Source organism: Enterococcus sp. AZ009, from assembly GCF_050548785.1.
In the GTDB taxonomy this organism is placed as follows: Bacteria; Bacillota; Bacilli; order Lactobacillales; family Enterococcaceae; genus Enterococcus_D; species Enterococcus_D entomosocium.
In genome coordinates this window covers 1,349,205-1,364,176 of record NZ_CP172960.1, presented here as the reverse complement: position 1 = coordinate 1,364,176, position 14,972 = coordinate 1,349,205, and the positions used below count along the sequence as shown (strand labels likewise).

The 14,972-nt window shown below is 43.2% G+C and carries 19 protein-coding genes; 8 read left to right on the top strand and 11 right to left on the bottom strand.

The window, feature by feature from the left end:
* Positions 1 to 11: 11 nt before the first annotated feature.
* From IGJ74_RS06580 to IGJ74_RS06565, 4 genes are all read right to left on the bottom strand, one after another.
* Complete coding sequence (locus tag IGJ74_RS06580; RefSeq protein WP_218193247.1) at positions 12 to 551, bottom strand: 5-formyltetrahydrofolate cyclo-ligase; 540 nt, start codon at positions 549 to 551, stop codon at positions 12 to 14.
* A 90-nt stretch (positions 552 to 641) separates the two neighbouring features.
* On the bottom strand, positions 642 to 1,619 hold the full coding sequence (locus tag IGJ74_RS06575; RefSeq protein WP_016621237.1) for a FecCD family ABC transporter permease: 978 nt from the start codon (positions 1,617 to 1,619) through the stop codon (positions 642 to 644).
* Positions 1,619 to 2,599: a FecCD family ABC transporter permease gene (locus tag IGJ74_RS06570; protein WP_005237040.1), complete on the bottom strand. Its 981-nt coding sequence runs from the start codon at positions 2,597 to 2,599 to the stop codon at positions 1,619 to 1,621. The genes IGJ74_RS06575 and IGJ74_RS06570 overlap by 1 nt, the downstream gene beginning before the upstream one ends.
* Complete coding sequence (locus IGJ74_RS06565; protein ID WP_005237041.1) at positions 2,596 to 3,387, bottom strand: ABC transporter ATP-binding protein; 792 nt, start codon at positions 3,385 to 3,387, stop codon at positions 2,596 to 2,598. Before IGJ74_RS06565 ends, IGJ74_RS06570 begins: the two co-directional genes overlap by 4 nt.
* A gap of 202 nt (positions 3,388 to 3,589) precedes the next feature.
* Here IGJ74_RS06565 and IGJ74_RS06560 point away from each other — a divergent pair, with 202 nt between their 5' ends.
* The 7 genes from IGJ74_RS06560 (at position 3,590) to IGJ74_RS06530 (ending at position 8,418) form a co-directional block, all read left to right on the top strand.
* Positions 3,590 to 4,549 (top strand): ABC transporter substrate-binding protein, encoded by a 960-nt coding sequence (locus IGJ74_RS06560; protein WP_086372706.1) that lies wholly within the window; start codon positions 3,590 to 3,592, stop codon positions 4,547 to 4,549.
* Positions 4,550 to 4,686: 137 nt separating this feature from the next.
* The gene (gene rpmG, locus IGJ74_RS06555) at positions 4,687 to 4,836 is read left to right on the top strand and encodes a 50S ribosomal protein L33 (protein WP_005229384.1); all 150 of its coding nucleotides are present in this window, start codon (positions 4,687 to 4,689) and stop codon (positions 4,834 to 4,836) included.
* A gap of 330 nt (positions 4,837 to 5,166) precedes the next feature.
* Positions 5,167 to 5,418 (top strand): hypothetical protein, encoded by a 252-nt coding sequence (locus IGJ74_RS06550; protein WP_194188063.1) that lies wholly within the window; start codon positions 5,167 to 5,169, stop codon positions 5,416 to 5,418.
* 70 nt (positions 5,419 to 5,488) lie between these two features.
* Positions 5,489 to 5,899: a FosX/FosE/FosI family fosfomycin resistance hydrolase gene (gene fosX / locus IGJ74_RS06545; RefSeq protein ID WP_194188064.1), complete on the top strand. Its 411-nt coding sequence runs from the start codon at positions 5,489 to 5,491 to the stop codon at positions 5,897 to 5,899.
* 64 nt (positions 5,900 to 5,963) lie between these two features.
* Positions 5,964 to 6,350: a VOC family protein gene (locus tag IGJ74_RS06540; RefSeq protein ID WP_061053912.1), complete on the top strand. Its 387-nt coding sequence runs from the start codon at positions 5,964 to 5,966 to the stop codon at positions 6,348 to 6,350.
* Between the two features lie 254 nt (positions 6,351 to 6,604).
* Positions 6,605 to 7,999: a Y-family DNA polymerase gene (locus IGJ74_RS06535; RefSeq protein ID WP_016613094.1), complete on the top strand. Its 1,395-nt coding sequence runs from the start codon at positions 6,605 to 6,607 to the stop codon at positions 7,997 to 7,999.
* A gap of 143 nt (positions 8,000 to 8,142) precedes the next feature.
* Complete coding sequence (locus IGJ74_RS06530) at positions 8,143 to 8,418, top strand: hypothetical protein (RefSeq protein WP_008381063.1); 276 nt, start codon at positions 8,143 to 8,145, stop codon at positions 8,416 to 8,418.
* 34 nt (positions 8,419 to 8,452) lie between these two features.
* Here IGJ74_RS06530 and IGJ74_RS06525 read toward each other — a convergent pair whose 3' ends face one another.
* From IGJ74_RS06525 to IGJ74_RS06510, 4 genes are all read right to left on the bottom strand, one after another.
* Positions 8,453 to 8,911: a hypothetical protein gene (locus IGJ74_RS06525; protein WP_008381061.1), complete on the bottom strand. Its 459-nt coding sequence runs from the start codon at positions 8,909 to 8,911 to the stop codon at positions 8,453 to 8,455.
* Positions 8,912 to 8,978: 67 nt separating this feature from the next.
* A complete protein-coding gene (locus IGJ74_RS06520; RefSeq protein WP_008381059.1) occupies positions 8,979 to 9,347 on the bottom strand; it encodes a thioesterase family protein in 369 nt (122 codons plus the stop codon).
* Positions 9,348 to 9,354: 7 nt separating this feature from the next.
* Positions 9,355 to 10,569 carry a CCA tRNA nucleotidyltransferase gene (locus IGJ74_RS06515; protein ID WP_086299632.1) on the bottom strand — a complete coding sequence of 405 codons (1,215 nt, stop codon included), beginning with the start codon at positions 10,567 to 10,569 and terminating at the stop codon, positions 9,355 to 9,357.
* On the bottom strand, positions 10,556 to 10,906 hold the full coding sequence (locus IGJ74_RS06510) for a nucleotide pyrophosphohydrolase (RefSeq protein ID WP_008381054.1): 351 nt from the start codon (positions 10,904 to 10,906) through the stop codon (positions 10,556 to 10,558). Before IGJ74_RS06510 ends, IGJ74_RS06515 begins: the two co-directional genes overlap by 14 nt.
* A 136-nt stretch (positions 10,907 to 11,042) precedes the next feature.
* On the opposite strand from IGJ74_RS06510, the gene IGJ74_RS06505 reads away from it, so the two are divergent.
* Complete coding sequence (locus IGJ74_RS06505) at positions 11,043 to 11,948, top strand: YitT family protein (protein ID WP_005237068.1); 906 nt, start codon at positions 11,043 to 11,045, stop codon at positions 11,946 to 11,948.
* 44 nt (positions 11,949 to 11,992) lie between these two features.
* On the opposite strand, the gene IGJ74_RS06500 is transcribed toward IGJ74_RS06505, so the two are convergent.
* Genes IGJ74_RS06500 through IGJ74_RS06490 form a run of 3 tightly spaced genes read right to left on the bottom strand, consistent with a single transcriptional unit; the run spans position 11,993 to position 14,869 of the window.
* The gene (locus IGJ74_RS06500; protein ID WP_008381051.1) at positions 11,993 to 12,550 is read right to left on the bottom strand and encodes a YpiB family protein; all 558 of its coding nucleotides are present in this window, start codon (positions 12,548 to 12,550) and stop codon (positions 11,993 to 11,995) included.
* Positions 12,551 to 12,559: 9 nt separating this feature from the next.
* Complete coding sequence (locus IGJ74_RS06495) at positions 12,560 to 13,819, bottom strand: tetratricopeptide repeat protein (protein WP_218193248.1); 1,260 nt, start codon at positions 13,817 to 13,819, stop codon at positions 12,560 to 12,562.
* Positions 13,820 to 14,869 carry a hypothetical protein gene (locus IGJ74_RS06490; protein ID WP_087664354.1) on the bottom strand — a complete coding sequence of 350 codons (1,050 nt, stop codon included), beginning with the start codon at positions 14,867 to 14,869 and terminating at the stop codon, positions 13,820 to 13,822.
* Positions 14,870 to 14,972 lie beyond the last annotated feature (103 nt).

The window sequence follows — 14,972 nt, the reverse complement described above, 5'->3', positions numbered from 1 at the left end:
GACGTGCTCCTTTACGTGCGAATAAGCGAATCCGTATAGATTTTATCGATTGGAATGTCGAATACATCTGGTGTCCATTGATCGTTGAATTGTTCTCCGAAGACCAAAGAAACGGTCTTGCCATCAAAAGCTGACAAGAAACGATCATAATAGCCGCCGCCAAAGCCGATGCGATAGCCTTTTTTCGAAAAAGCCAAGCCGGGAACAATGAGTAAATCCAAGTGATGGGCTTCTTGCTCACTGATCGGCTCTTCAACCCCAAATGCCGACGTTTCATAACGCGTTGCCGGCTCCACATGATAAAACTGCAATTTTTTTTGTTGTGCTTTCGGCACTGCGATTCGTTTGTTTTGTTCAAATCCTTTAGCAAAAATAGCCGCTGTATCAAATTCAAATGGCAACGAACGGATCACTCCTACTGACTTAGCCGTTTGCCAAAGCTGAGAAGAAAACAGCAACTGCAAAATCACCGTTTCTTTCTGCGGCTTTTGTTTGCTCGGCATTTTTTTTAATGTTTGGATCATGTGCTCTCTAATGACTGGTTTTTCCATTGGATCACTCCTCTCAGAAATAGTACCAAAAACTGTGTCCAAATAGCAAACTAGAATCGCAGATTTCTTGGCAAGATCATGACTATCTGCTCATCCTTCTTTACGCCGGATCAGTAAAAAGACAAAGTACGGTGCCCCCACGATAGAAATGATGATACCAGCTGGGATCTCACCGCTTGTCAATAGTAAACGACCGATCGTATCACTTACTAAGACCAGCAGACTGCCGATCATTCCCGCTAAGAAAAAGGCACTGCGAGATTCTCTGCCGATGAGTCCCTTGGCGATATGAGGCGCCAATAAGCCCACAAAGGCTAAATTACCGGTATAGCCAACCGTACTGGCAGCCAAACCAACCGCAATCACTAAAAACCACGTCCGCAACCGTGTCAAAGAAACCCCTAAGCTAATTGCCTGTTCCTCACCAAAACCAAGCAGATTAAGTTTAGGTACGGTCCAGAAAGCTGCGACAGACAATACGATGACCCAAGGAAGCAGACTGGTAATTTGCTGCCACGAGGTTCCCCAGATAGATCCAGAAAGCCATGCTGTTACAAAGCGATAGCGGTCTTTTGATAATTCCACCGTAAAAAGTAAAGTAGCCGCGGCCAACCCTGCATTGACGGCGATTCCCGCCAGCAACACTCGCTCCATCGACAACAATTGGCGGTGTTTATAGGCAATCAAATAGACCAGTACAGCAGCCAACAAGCCACCGAAGATCCCAACGACAGGTAAAAGCTGCGATCCTTGGGTATAAACCCCTAAGTAGATCATTACAAAGAGACCCGCGCCATTGTTGATTCCTACGATACTTGCATCAGCCAGCTCGTTTCTCGTCACCCCCTGCAAGACAAAACCAGAAAAACCAAAGGCACCGCCGGCGATCAGCGCCAGACAAGCCCGTGGTAGTCGAAACTCAGTAAACGTCAGTACCTGACTCGAAGAAGCCGTACCTTGAAAGATTGCCCCTAATGTCTGAAAGGTTAAGATTGTTTTTCCCACCATGACACTTCCTAAAAAAGCGGCCATCACCAGTAGAAAAAAAACAAAGAGTGTTTTTTTCATCAGTCTTCCCTCCGTATCTTGACCAATAGAAAAGGCACACCGATCAATGCCATCAGTATCCCAAAGGGTGTCTCAAAAGGGGGATTGATCAAGCGACCTGCCAGATCAGCGGCCATCACTAGGGTCCCACCTCCAATGATCGTCAAAGGCAAAATTAATTGGTAGTTTTTGCCCACCATCCCCCGCACGACATGAGGAACCATTAAGCCGACAAAGCTGACCGGTCCTACAAGCGAAACCGCCATTCCCGCCAAAACTACGACTAACAGTAAGGCAGATGCCCGAATCAGATGCGGGTGCTTGCCTAATGAAATGACGGTGTCATCTCCTAGTGCTAACAGATTGAGGGCTTTTCCTAGCCGTAGCACAAAAACGATGGCGATCAGATAGATGGGGCCCACAAAACGCAGTTGCTGCCAAGTCACATTCGCCGCACCACCGATAAACCAAAAGGCTATCTCTTGGTTTAAATCAAATTGCAATGACAGAGTTTGACTAATGGCTGAGAAAAAAGAACTTAATGCCACACCAGCCAAAATCAGTCCCGTGGGCGACATGCCTAGTTTGGCGTATCTGGTCAGTAAAAAAAGCAGCCCAGTTGCCGCAAACGCACCAAAAAAGGAAAACAGCGCCGCTTGACTCGGTTGCACACTAGGAAAGAGGATAAATGCGATCGCTAGTCCCAAGGCAGCCCCACTATTGACACCTAAAAGACCACCATCTGCCAAGGGATTTCTCGTAATCCCCTGCATGATGGCTCCTGTAACAGCAAAACAACTTCCTACTAGAAAAGCAGCCAAAACACGCGGCAACCGAATATTGCGCAAGACTTGATGCAGCTGATTCTCATAATCAAAAGCAAAGACGGCATCCCAGATCGTTTCAAAAGAAAGGTCCGCTGCTCCTTGAGTGATCGCTAAAAAGAAACAGATAATAAAGCAGCCACTAAAAAGCAGCAGCAGCCAAGGAAACTTTTTCATATCTGCGCTCCTAACTCATAGGTCAAGACCAGCGGCTTTGTACTATTAGGAAAGGTACCTAACACGGCATCGATCTCAAACAAACGCTGCAGCCATTCTTTGGTCAGTACCGTTTCCGGTGTACCGGAAACCAAAAGCTCTCCACCTTTTAATGCGTAAATATAATCAGAAAAACGTGACGCATGATTCAGGTCATGAATCGACATAATGATCGTTTTCCCATAGGTTTTATTGATTTGCTGTAATAAGAGCAAAATTTCTAATTGATGTGCAGGATCTAAAAAGGTTGTTGGTTCATCTAAAATCACGATATCCGTATCTTGCGCCAGTGCCATGGCGATCCATACGCGCTGCTTTTGCCCCCCTGACAGCGTACTGATCACTTCTTCTGCTAGTGCCGTCAAACCAGTTGCTTGCAAAGACCAGTCGATCGCTGCAAGATCTTGTTCCGATAGACTATTCAGTCCTTTTTGATAGGGGAAACGACCGTAAGAAACAATTTCGCGAATCGTCAAGCCAATCGATGAATCGCTAACTTGTGAAAGCAGCGCAATCTTTTTAGCCACTTCTTTGGTTTTGATGTTCTGGAGGTTTTGTGTATCTAATAGGACCTCACCAGACAAAGGCTGTAAAATTCGGGCGAGTGCCTTTAAAAATGTCGATTTTCCACTGCCGTTCGGGCCAATCAAGCCGATGATTTTCCCTTCTGGAATCTCAATTGTTAGATCTTGCACAATTTTTTGTTTTTGATAGCCGACACTCAAGTCAACTGTTCGTAATTTCGCCATATTCGTCCCCAAAATAATTGATTGATAATGCTTATCAATTATGAATGTAATCCTACTATTCGTCAATAGTTCTAAAAAAAGGAAATAAAAAAATAAGATTGACAAATCAGCGTTTCTCCGTAATAATAGCAATCAGCAAATGAGAATTATTCTCAATTAAAATGATAAGTGCTCATCTTTTAACAAAGGAGGAAGTTTTTCTATGAAACAATGGTCAAAAAGAAGTACTTGGCTTACCCTGCTAGCAGCCTGCTCCCTTATCCTACTGGGTGCTTGCGGTACGAATAATGACTCAACGGATAGCAGTGGAAAAGCCACTACTTCTTCAGAAATAGCAACAACCTTTACCGATGCGATGGGAAATGAAGTCACTGTTCCCGAAAACCCACAACGGGTGATCGGTAGTTACTTGGAAGATTATTTGGTCGCTTTAGGGGTAACCCCGGTTGCTCAATGGACAGTCGGCAATGACAGTGATCAAGCATACTTGCAAGATAAACTAGCAGATGTGCCAAGAATCAACTATGATCTGCCCTATGAAGATGTCTTGAGCTTTGAGCCAGACCTACTGCTGATGGATAGCAATTCCATGGTGGAAGGCGACAAATATGATCAGTACAGTAAGATCGCGCCGACCTATGTGGTCACAAATGGCGAGGAAGTAACCTGGCGTGAACGTCTGACAGATATCGCAAAGGTCTTACACAAAGAAGAGGAAGCTGCCCAAGTAGAAGCTGATTATGATGACTTAGTCGCTACTACCAAGGAAACGTACGCTGATCAAATCCAAGGCAAGTCGATTGCTGTTTTATGGGTGGTCAATAATTCTGTCTTCATGGTTTCAGAAACAAAATCAAGTGGTCAACTGCTGTATCACGAACTCGGTTTTGAAGTTCCCTCGCTTGTTTCAGAAATCAGTGAAAGTGCCACTGCTGACTGGTCTGCCGTTTCTCTGGAAAAATTGGCAGAATTGGATGCCGATTACTTGATTTTAGTGAATAGTGATAAAGGCGCTGATTTTTTCAGCGAACAAGTCTGGCAAAATCTTGATGCAGTCAAAAACAATCATTTATGGGAATTCGGTCCTGAATCAAGCTGGCTCTACAACGGTCCTATCGCCTATACCAAAATGATCGAAGATATCCAGAGCAAATTGGACTAATGCGTTTCAAGTAATTCGTCAAGTAAAACTACTTAACAAATTTCAGGAAAAAGCTAGCATTCCCGCACAAAACATGCTATTATATTTTAGTCTGAGAGATTTCTTAGAGGATTCTTGTATCGTTAGGGGGGAAAATCATGCGCGTAAACATCACATTAGAGTGCACTTCTTGTAAAGAACGCAACTACTTATCAAACAAAAACAAACGTAACAATCCTGATCGTTTGGAAAAGAAAAAATATTGCCCACGTGAAAGAAAAGTTACTTTACACCGCGAAACAAAATAATGCTATTTAAGAAGTTCGCAAACGCTGATAACCAAGGCGTTTGCGAACTTCTTTTTTTTCAGACATTTTGCAATGATAGCTGCTGCATTTTTATTTCCCTCTTTACACAACCACTCCCCTATTTTCACTTATTTGCTTTGAACTTTTGAGCCAACTTTTTCTTTGAAGCGACGTATAAATAAATTTTAATGTATAATGTAAAAAAGAAACTAATGTTCAACAAAGGCGGCACATAGAACATGAACTAGCTTTTTCTTCTAGCTGTCCTTTCAATATACTTTGAGTGCCAGTCGATCCTTTCAAGCTATACTGCCTACAGGAGGTGAACCCATGCTTGGCAATTTTATGTATCTACCTAGTAACTATCGTCTGTTTTATGGCGCTTTTCTTTTTGCTCTTATTGGAAATATGCTTTTCATTTTCATTAAACACCCTGCTTGGACCTTTAGCCTACCGACGGTGATTGTCCTCTTCTTAATAAATGTCTTCTTTTGGACAAAATACAAGAAGAAAGTTATTCCTTGCACAACAGATGCACTGTTTTATGTTCTGCTCTTCCTATTGGTATTTTACAATCACTAACATAATGCTTCTTTTGATACTAATTGTTTCTCTTTCCCCTATTTCGTCATAACGAAGGAGTGTTGATGCGATGGAGATTTCCCATATCACGTTGATCGTACAGAATTTAGCAAAGACGACAACGATGCTGGAAACATTGTTTGAAGCAGAGGAAATTTATGATAGCCGAGGCCAGTCCCATTCTTACTTCCCAGAAAAATTCTTTTTGATCGATGGCTTATGGCTTGCTGTTATGGAGGATGCCTCCCAGAAGCTGCCGAAAACGTATAACCATATTGCCTTTAAAATCGATCAAACTCAAATCGATTCCTTGATTACGCGCATCCAAGGACTAGGATTGAAGATCGAAAAAGATCGTTCTCGTATCAAAGGCGAAGGTGCTTCCATTTATTTTTACGATGATGACAATCATTTGTTTGAACTACACACTGGTACGTTGGCTGAACGGTTGCACCATTACCGTCTGACAGAAACGAGGTAATCTTCATTGCTAGCAACTGCATTGACTGTTATGGAAAGAATTCCCACAAGAAAGGAAGAAAACAATGAAACTAGATATGGTTGGTATTATCACAAAAAACATGGAACAGGCACTGGCTTTTTATCAAGTACTTGGCTTCACACCATTAGGTCAGCACTCAGAAGATTATATGGAATTAGCAAACGACGGGGTTCGCATCTCTTTGAATAGCCGCCAGATGGTTGCCGGGATCTACGGACATGCACCAATGACTGTTGGTGACACAATTGAATTAGCCTTTTTATGTGATTCCCCTGAAGAGGTTGATGCCCTTCATGCAAAAGTCGTAGCTGCCGGGTATCAGTCTTTCAAAGAACCTTGGTGTGCCTTTTGGGGGCAACGCTATGCCATCGTCAAAGATATAGACGGCAATCTCTTAAGTTTGTTTGCAATGCTACCTGCCGAAAATTGATTTAAGCTACGACAGTCGGTCCAATGGATCGGCTGTTTTTTTAATCACACCTTCGGGTAAAAAGACAAAATCACGTTTTTATGTCCAATCGGATTCTGATAACCTGAAATGAATGTATCCCTTATAAAACAACGTTTCCCATCATTATAAGCCAAAAATAATCTCTCTATAAAAAAACAAATCCACCCATCCGCTCCTGTTCGCTTGACAAAAAAGAACAAACGTTCGTATAATCTCGGTAAGGAGTGATAAAAATGGGTGGTTTTAATTATGCGCTCGAGCCAAAACGCGATATCTTATTTATCGATGTCAAAAGTTTTTATGCTTCTGTCGAATGCATCTCGCGCGGCTTAGACCCTATCCAAGCGATGCTGGTCGTCATGTCTCATTCTGACAATACTGGAAACGGCTTAATCTTAGCGGCTTCCCCAAAGGCAAAATCGGCTTTAGGAATTTCAAATGTGACCCGCAATGACAATCTGCCGACGCATCCCGATTTGTACAAAGCATCGCCACGTATGAGTTTTTATATCAAAGAAAACACCAAAGTCAATGATGTCTTTCGCAAATATGTTGGACAAGATGATTTGCTGCTCTATTCAATCGACGAAACGATGATGGATCTGACTCGTACACTGGATCTTTTCATTCCTGATAACACGATTTCTCGCGAAGAAAAACGTTGGCTGATTGCCCAGCAAATTCAAAAAGACATTTACGAAACAACGAAATTGTATGTCACCATCGGTATTGGTGACAATCCTTTGTTAGCAAAACTAGCTTTAGATAACGAATCCAAACACAACCGTTCCTTGATTGCCGAATGGACCTACGAAGATGTCCCGACAAAAGTTTGGCAAATCAGCCCCATGACTGAGTTTTGGGGAATCGGTCGACGCACAGAAAAACGACTTCACTTGATGGGGATTGAATCTATTGAACAATTGGCTCATGCCAGTCCTGATCTTTTGCGCAGTCGCATGGGAATCATTGGTGAGCAGCTCTACCATCACGCTCACGGCATTGACCGCACCATTTTAGCCGAACCGACACCGCAGGTCATGGAAAAAAGCTACGGCAATAGTCAGGTCCTACATCGCAATTATTATTTACAAGAAGAAATCGAGATCGTCATCAAGGAAATGGCAGAGCAAGTTGCCGCTCGAATTCGCCGCCATCATTGTCAGACCGCTTGTATCAATGTTTACATCGGCGTAGCCTTTGGTGAAACTGCCTCTGGCTTTTCCCGACAAATGAAAATCCCGCCAACTGACAATACACGTAAGCTTGTTGCTCATTGCCTATTTCTCTTTCGAAAATTTTATACCGGGCAAGTCGTTCGCCACATCGGTATCACCTATTCAAAATTGGTTTATACAGAAAATGTCCAGCTGGATCTTTTTGAGCAAGCAGAAACGCAATTACGCCAGCGTAAATTAGATTTGATCATCGATAAGATTCGTGAGAAATACGGCTTCACTTCGATCGTTCATGCCACAAGCCGAATGGAAGGCGCTCGTGCCATTGCACGCAGCAAATTAGTCGGTGGTCACGCTGGTGGTCTAGATGGGATCGCCAACATAGGACCTGTCCATCAGCAAAAAGAAAAAGAACCGTTTGCTGATGGTTCAAAAAATACCGGCACTTGACTCGTTTTTCTTTCCTTTTCGATGACAAATCTTAAGATAACATTAACAAACGATCCATTTTTTAAAGATTTATGTAATTTCGAGGCCCCCATCTCCCCCTTTACTTCTTTCTAAGGTACTTTAATAGCAAGGAGTGTGAGCAGATGAAAATTGACAAAATCGAATACAAACGAGTCATCAATGGTGCGGGACACCTTGAGTACGATTTGCTGCAATATTTAGAAAAGAATCGGGCGACTGCTGCACAAAACCTGAAACAGTCTGAGATCGATTACCTTCTGGAAAAAGATATTCAGCATCGGATCATTCAACATGCTCGTAAGAGTTTCTTTGGCGATACAATCGTTTTAAAGGATGAATATGCCGAAGATTATCTTTTATTAAAAAAGTATACGGATATGTTCCAAGAAACATTCTAAAAAAAACGCAGAACCAACTGGTTCTGCGTTTTTCTTATTCTTCGAAATGTTCTTGATAAACATCATCAACCGTTTGATTTGGGTCGATCACGATATACAGACTCTTCGTTTTTTCACTGATTTTTGTTGATTGGTATACATTATCCAATCCTTCCGTATCTTTGTCCTTGTATGGGAAATAAACAAGATCCGGTGTACCGTTACGGTAAAGAATTTCCATCCGTTCAATATCTTCATATTTCAACGCACGAGCAAACATCCCTAATTCAAGTCCGCCTAAGTTGATGTCATGTGTTGCCACATGATCGCCTTCTTGGAAGATTTCAATTTTGAACCCAGCACATGGATGAATCTCAACGAATTCGCTTCCGTGGATACGGCCAAAACTGGTCGTGATTTGTTTGATCCATAAGTCACCGATGTAACGGCGCTCGATCGTCCATGTTTCTCCATTACGGAAATAAAATTTTAAAGCTTTCATTTCTCTAGCCATGACAAAACGCTCCTTTTTATTAATAATACATTTTAATTCTAACACATAGTCGCTACTGGGACACAAATTAACTTTGGTTTTCGTTGACTTTTTTCATAAACCGAGAGATTTCCACCGCCGCTCGTTGATGAGTCCCTTTGGCAATGAGTTGTTGCGCCCCATCGGTCACCTGATAATCAAACTGGAATCCTTGTTCTTTTTCCCATTGTATAAGAACTGTGATTGTCGCTCCGACTGGCGAAGGTTTCAAATGATCGATCGAAAACTTTGTACCAACGGTGGTAAACCCTTTATCTAAAGTAGGCTCAAGGGCTTCCCAACAGGTGTTTTCCACCATTGCGACCAGTCGAGGGGTTGCTAAAACCGCTAAACCGCCAGAACCCAAAACAGCCGCAGTGTCTTGAAGGTCAACGAGAAAGTCTTTTTTGCTTTCCATTCTTCAGTTATCCCTCCTTCGCTAAATATGCTTGAGCAAACGCCAATAGTGCTTCTTTTTCATTAGGGATTTTTCGTGTGATGACTGCAGCTTCGGCAGCGGCCAAGACTTCTTTGAGCCACGGACCAGAAGAACGATCAACTGTCTGCAGTAAATCACGTCCATTGATCGCCAGCTCCTTCAGTGAATGGATCGGTAGCTGCTGATAGCGCTGACTGATTTTTGCAGGATCATTGGGCAGCTTGTCATAACGCAATAATCCTTCAGCTAAACAGGTTGCTTCTAAACCGAACTGATACAACAGCAGATCGTTCCATTCGCCGTTCCGACGCATTAGCAGTGCTTGATAGACCGTTTGTACTTGGCGGATGCAGTCATTCGAACATTTCCAAGCTTTTAAAAAGCTGCGGACTGCCTCAGGAGCTAAACCGATTTGGTCAATGAGCAATACCCAAGCCGTCGTTTCGTTTTCTAATGGGATCGCTGGCAGGTCTGCCATCCGCAGTAACGCCTCACCGTATTCCCGTAAGCCTGGGCAATAGATATAGCATTCGGTTTCTACTAGCGCCCGCAGTGCTTGGTTCCGATGATTGCCTAACAGCAATTTCACGAATTCAATCATGATCCGTTCAACAGAGATTTTCCCCAGCAAGGCATGATTCGCATGGATAGCAGCCAATGTTTCTGTTTCTAAAACAAAGCCCAATTGACTGACAAAACGCAGCCCCCGCATCATTCGTAGGGCATCCTCATGGAAACGTTCCTGCGGGTGACCCACTGCTCGTAAAATCTGATTGTCGATATCTGCAAGACCATCGAAAAGATCAATGATGACCCCATCTTCTTGAAGTGCCAATGCATTGATGGTAAAATCCCGCCGCTTTAGATCTTCTTTCAAGGAACGGACAAAATCAACTTTGTCAGGTCTGCGATAATCCTGATAGGCGGCTTCAGTTCGAAAGGTGGTAATCTCATATTGCGCCTGTTCCCACAAGACCAGTACCGTCCCATGCTCAATACCAATGTCAATGGTTCGAGGAAAAAGCGCCTTGATTTCGGCTGGAAATGCACTGGTAGCAATATCGACATCATGGATCGGCTGGCCTAAAATCGTATCCCGCACGCTGCCGCCAACGAAGTATGCTTCATAGCCCGCGGCTTCGATTTTTTTTAGGAGTGGCGCAGCTTCTGCAAATTCTTTTGGTAGTTTAGTCAGCTTCATGTACTTTCCCATCTTTTCTTTCAAAACGATACGCATCCCGCTGATTGAATTTTGCCATATTTTCCTCAAACACTTCAGTCAGGTCGATGTCTAGTGAATTGGCCATGATCATCGTCACAAAGAGTACATCGCCCAGTTCTTCTGCCACGGTCTTTTCAACTTCATCGCTTTTTTTATTTTTTTCCCCGTAATAGTGATTTACTTCTCGCGCCAATTCGCCAACTTCTTCAGTCAAACGAGCCATTTGGGCGAGGGGGCTGAAATAGCCAGTTTTAAATTGTTGAATATAGGCGTCGACTTCTTCTTGCATCGATGCCAAGGAACGTTTATCTGTCATCTTCTTCACCCTTTCTCGTTTATCTTACCAAAAGAATGGCTGCCTGCCTAGATAGAGCCCCCTCAGGATTTGTTGTACATTCAATGATTTCGTGCTACATTGATACTTGTGGAAGTTGAATAACGGAGGAAACAGGATGCGGGCATTTTTTTCATGGCGAACGATTCGCGACATTGTTTTGATTATTTTCGGTACGAGTATTTATGGCTTCGGTCTAGTCTATTTAAATATCCCAAATGACTTAGCAGAAGGCGGTGTGACAGGGATCACCTTGATCCTGCGAGCCTTATGGGGAATCAATCCTGCCATTAGTACATTGATCTTAAATATTCCGATCATTTTGATCGGTGGCAAAATTCTTGGTCGACGCTCATTAGTGTATACGATTTTAGGAACCTTTGGTTTGTCTTTTTGGTTGGCATTTTGGCAGAGTGTTCCCCTGTTGATCGATCTACAGCATGATCTACTGATCGTCGCACTCTTGGCTGGTTTGATTGCAGGGATCGGTAGTGGGATCGTCTACAAAGTCGGTGGAACAACAGGTGGCGTCGATGTACTGGCGCGCATTTTAGAGAAAAACTTTGGGGTGACGATCGGGCGGTCGCTTTTGATCTTTGATGTGTTCGTCCTGTTGCTTTCTTTGACCTATATAGATTTGAACCGCATGATGTATACCTTGATTTTTTCTTATGTCTTCACTCGTGTGATCGATTCGATCTTAGACGGCGGCTATTCAGCCAAAGGGATTTTAGTGATCAGCAATCATAGCGAAGAGATAGCTCCTGTTTTAATGGATGAATTGGAACGCGGTGTCACGTTTTTACAGGGCGAAGGGGCTTACTCAAGAGTATCGAAACAAATCATTTATATGGTGGTCAGCGGACGGGAGATTTCTGAAGTCAAGCGCATTGTTCATGACTTTGATCCGCAAGCGTTTGTTTCTGTCATCAATGTCCATGAAGTCGAAGGCGAAGGCTTTACCTACTTAAGACCTAAGTCACGGTTCTTACAGCGCAAAGCAGCGGTCTCTAAAACAAAATAAAGACTAAAAAAGCAGTCCCGGTTAAAGGACTGCTTTTTTATTTGTCAGCGGCTTTCTTCTTTTTGTTGGAGCAAGTGCCGATTTACTTCATCGGAAAGTTCTAAGAAGGCATCACGATCCCCATTTTCCAATGCTAGATCGATCTGCCGATACAAGGTATCAATTTTGGTTTTTGCTTCTTCTTTTTCAAGGTACTGGGTAACATGTTGGGTCATTTCTTGATCCAAGTGGTCGTTCCAACGTTCATAAGGATTGTCTTCTAAAACTGCTAAATAAAAGGATTGCGACCAAGAATCTGGAAAGAGACATTCAAGATACAAGGGTTGTTTCCAATTCATGCGAATCTCGTGAAAAATCTGATCAATGTCATAAAAGGTCTGTCCTTCGATACTCAAGACAAAGGGTTCGCCTCCAACTTCCGTACTGCGGACACTTAAGCCCCGTTTGGCTGCGGCTGCCCCTTCTACAAAATGAACATTGGCCAAGATCGCTTCATGGTTCGCCAGATAGTTTAACACCCAAGAGACTTCTCGGCGGCTGAAGGAAACGGTCGAAACTAACCAATTAAGAAACTTTTTCTTTTCTTGTACATTGATGTTCATTTCTCTCACCTATCTTTCTAATAAGTCCTCCACGATCGACTGTACTTCTAAATCACCTGGTTCGTGTGCCAAATAATGTTGTAGCAAATGAAGAGCTTCAGGTAAACGCCCTTCTTCACGTAAGAAAATGCCGTATTCCTTCATAAACGCCGGTTCATGGTGCAAATCAGCATTGGCTTCTTCGTAATATTTTGCTGCTTTGTCAAAATCTTCTAACGCATTGAAGGCTTGCGCTAGATTCCATAAAGCGTGAGGCTGTTCATTGTCTTCCATTCGCTCGATCGCCAAGATCGCTTCTTGCCAACGCGCTTCATTCAAGTATAAATTACTTAAAGTCAGTAATGTATCCTCTTCTTTTTCACCAGTTTCCAGTGCTTTAAGTAAAAATGACTCGGCTGCTTCACTGTCATGAAGTCGGTAAGCATTCTCGGCAGCAAAATGATAGAAATCCACTTGATATGGATCTTCATGAATCCCTTCTTCGATCACACGTTGCGCTTCTTCCAGCTGTTCTTCTTCTTGCAATGCTTCAGCCAAATAAAGATACAAGGCCCGGTATTGGGGATTCATGACCCGCAACTGCTGCAAGTAGCGAATCGCTTGTTCATTTTCCTTCAGCTGCAAATAGACTAAAGCCGTTTGGAAGAGACGCTCGTCCGTCTGTTCGTCTTCTAAGCTTGCTTCAAAATATTCCAACGCCTCTTCAAACTTACCTGCCATACTCAATGAAGTTCCGGTCCGTTCAACGATCGAAATCCCCGAAATATCCGTAATATCTTCTTCCAGCAATCCTTGATAAAGGTCAACAGCTTCTTGATAGCGATCCGTTGAAAAAGCTAACTCAGCTAAGGCAAAACGAATCAAGGGTTCCTCTGGCACAAGGCTTTGCGCTTCTTTTAATTTGGCTTCGCTGACTTCCGGAATACCGATCAGTTGATAGAGATCCGCACTCAATAACAAGGCTTGCAGATAAGCTTCACTCGTTGGTGGTATTTGATCGATATAGGTGAAGGCTGTTTCAATCTGGTCTTCTTCCATCGCAATTTCCGCTAAAGGAAGCAGCAAAGCTTCATTATCAGGATGTCGTTGCTGCAAGGTTTCAAATAACGTTTTCGCCTCTTCCAAAAAGCCGATCTGCAATAGTTCATCACCTAAAGCGCCTAATGTCTCATCATCATCTTTTTGCAGAGCTTCGGTAAAATTTAATTGTGCTTCAGCCAGTTCTTCCGCGGCTAATGCTTTTAACATTTTTTCACTATATGTTTCCATTTAAACCCCTCGAATCTCATTGATTAATCGCTGATAAGTCTCCATCGTCTGGACGAGATCTTTTTCCTCGATTTTCGTTCTGCCCCCTATTGTACCAACTTTTGCCAAAAATAACAGTTTTTTTTCTTTTTGCTGCAATTCTAGTACATGACTGAAATATTCGCTTAATGAAAAAGACTCGGGCAATTCGATGGGAAAGCCTGATCGGGCAAGCCATTGGCAGAACACGGGCAGATCGACAGTCAATTGCTGCTGCTGGACGGTCCACATAAAATGAAACAAAAAGCCAAAGAACAATTTCATCGCATCAGACAGCAAGTGCCCATTTTCCGTTCGATAAGCAGCATCAGCAAAGAGTTGGCCAAACTCCTCCAATTCGCTGCCTGATTGCTGGTATAGTTGGATCAACCGATCGGTATACGCAGCCAACGAATGTCTCATCAACGCCTGATGACTGGGATAGGTTCGATAAAGCTCTTTTAAAAACTCACTATCGGCAAGCACGCCACAACGAATCAGAGTCAAAAAATCGACCAATTTCCCATCGATCTGTTTTTCTGCGATCGTCTGATCGTAAATAACAAATTCGGGTGTATTAGGATTTTCCAGCATCGGGATATCTGGCTTTTTCACAACGATCGCTGTTTCTTTCACACTTTTAGCTAAGGCCCGCAAGGAAACGGGAATCAGCCAAAGCTGTGTCGTCAGAACCGACGTCGCGTGGATAAAGCTGCTCAATGCCAACACGCCTTCATTCCCAAAACCGACGATCAGCAGCGGCTCTTGCTTTGAAAAGCGACCGAAGAAATCCATTGCGGCCTTAAATTCACTAAAGTTGTTGCAATACATTTGGTTGGTACAAATATACCAATTGACCTCGCGCGGCAAAAACAGGCGGGTTACTTTTTCTGAAAAGCGGTCATAATAACGCTGATTCGTCAAAATGATCACCTGCTGCGGCTCGATCGACTGTCCTTTCATGACCGATGCCAATGTTTCCCCGTAAGAAATCTGGGTTTCTTGCTCATTTCTGTAAAAAACAGCTTCCATCGGCTCACTCCTTTGTTGCTACTACTTACTATTATAGCAAGAAGCCGTTGAAACACCTACTAAATCGCTAACCATTAGGAAGTATTTTCGCCGATTTGTCCCA

Excerpts from the sequence above, each read along its gene's own strand:
- fosX (WP_194188064.1), top strand. The coding sequence starts at position 5,489 with ATGGAGATTTCCCATATCACGTTGATCGTACAGAATTTAGCAAAGACG.
- IGJ74_RS06515 (WP_086299632.1), bottom strand. The coding sequence starts at position 10,569 with ATGAAGCTGACTAAACTACCAAAAGAATTTGCAGAAGCTGCGCCACTC.
- IGJ74_RS06560 (WP_086372706.1), top strand. The coding sequence starts at position 3,590 with ATGAAACAATGGTCAAAAAGAAGTACTTGGCTTACCCTGCTAGCAGCC.
- rpmG (WP_005229384.1), top strand. The coding sequence starts at position 4,687 with ATGCGCGTAAACATCACATTAGAGTGCACTTCTTGTAAAGAACGCAAC.
- IGJ74_RS06525 (WP_008381061.1), bottom strand. The coding sequence starts at position 8,911 with ATGGCTAGAGAAATGAAAGCTTTAAAATTTTATTTCCGTAATGGAGAA.
- IGJ74_RS06520 (WP_008381059.1), bottom strand. The coding sequence starts at position 9,347 with ATGGAAAGCAAAAAAGACTTTCTCGTTGACCTTCAAGACACTGCGGCT.
- IGJ74_RS06550 (WP_194188063.1), top strand. The coding sequence starts at position 5,167 with ATGCTTGGCAATTTTATGTATCTACCTAGTAACTATCGTCTGTTTTAT.
- IGJ74_RS06535 (WP_016613094.1), top strand. The coding sequence starts at position 6,605 with ATGGGTGGTTTTAATTATGCGCTCGAGCCAAAACGCGATATCTTATTT.
- IGJ74_RS06580 (WP_218193247.1), bottom strand. The coding sequence starts at position 551 with ATGGAAAAACCAGTCATTAGAGAGCACATGATCCAAACATTAAAAAAA.
- IGJ74_RS06490 (WP_087664354.1), bottom strand. The coding sequence starts at position 14,869 with ATGGAAGCTGTTTTTTACAGAAATGAGCAAGAAACCCAGATTTCTTAC.
- IGJ74_RS06505 (WP_005237068.1), top strand. The coding sequence starts at position 11,043 with ATGCGGGCATTTTTTTCATGGCGAACGATTCGCGACATTGTTTTGATT.
- IGJ74_RS06565 (WP_005237041.1), bottom strand. The coding sequence starts at position 3,387 with ATGGCGAAATTACGAACAGTTGACTTGAGTGTCGGCTATCAAAAACAA.
- IGJ74_RS06530 (WP_008381063.1), top strand. The coding sequence starts at position 8,143 with ATGAAAATTGACAAAATCGAATACAAACGAGTCATCAATGGTGCGGGA.
- IGJ74_RS06495 (WP_218193248.1), bottom strand. The coding sequence starts at position 13,819 with ATGGAAACATATAGTGAAAAAATGTTAAAAGCATTAGCCGCGGAAGAA.
- IGJ74_RS06510 (WP_008381054.1), bottom strand. The coding sequence starts at position 10,906 with ATGACAGATAAACGTTCCTTGGCATCGATGCAAGAAGAAGTCGACGCC.
- IGJ74_RS06540 (WP_061053912.1), top strand. The coding sequence starts at position 5,964 with ATGAAACTAGATATGGTTGGTATTATCACAAAAAACATGGAACAGGCA.
- IGJ74_RS06500 (WP_008381051.1), bottom strand. The coding sequence starts at position 12,550 with ATGAACATCAATGTACAAGAAAAGAAAAAGTTTCTTAATTGGTTAGTT.
- IGJ74_RS06570 (WP_005237040.1), bottom strand. The coding sequence starts at position 2,599 with ATGAAAAAGTTTCCTTGGCTGCTGCTGCTTTTTAGTGGCTGCTTTATT.
- IGJ74_RS06575 (WP_016621237.1), bottom strand. The coding sequence starts at position 1,619 with ATGAAAAAAACACTCTTTGTTTTTTTTCTACTGGTGATGGCCGCTTTT.